Source organism: Collinsella aerofaciens (genome assembly GCF_018785245.1).
Lineage (GTDB): Bacteria > Actinomycetota > Coriobacteriia > Coriobacteriales > Coriobacteriaceae > Collinsella > Collinsella aerofaciens_AD.
The window spans coordinates 1-263 of sequence record NZ_WQPL01000076.1 but is presented as its reverse complement, the minus strand read 5'-3'; the positions used below and the strand labels follow the sequence as shown (position 1 = coordinate 263).

The window sequence follows — 263 nt, the reverse complement described above, 5'->3', positions numbered from 1 at the left end:
GAGGCCATCAGGGACTGCCTGCGACGGGGGCTGTCGCCCGAGCAGATGGCGGCGCGCAACGGCGGGCCGGTGGACCTGTCTCCCTCGACCATCTACCGCTGGGTCTCGGCGGGCTACGACGGCATGACGAACATGGAGCTCAGGCGGAAGGTCGGCTACAGGCCGAGGAAGCGCGCCGCCGGGCGGGCGGCCACGCGCCACTCCGCCCGCAGGTCGCATGCCGCGTTCCTCGCCCTCGGGGAGGACGCGTGCGCCGCGGCCTG

The 263-nt window shown here is 74.5% G+C and carries 1 pseudogene; it reads left to right on the top strand.

The features are described 5' to 3' along the window. Positions 1-263: pseudogene (locus GPK39_RS09245) on the top strand (IS30 family transposase); the annotation flags it as partial.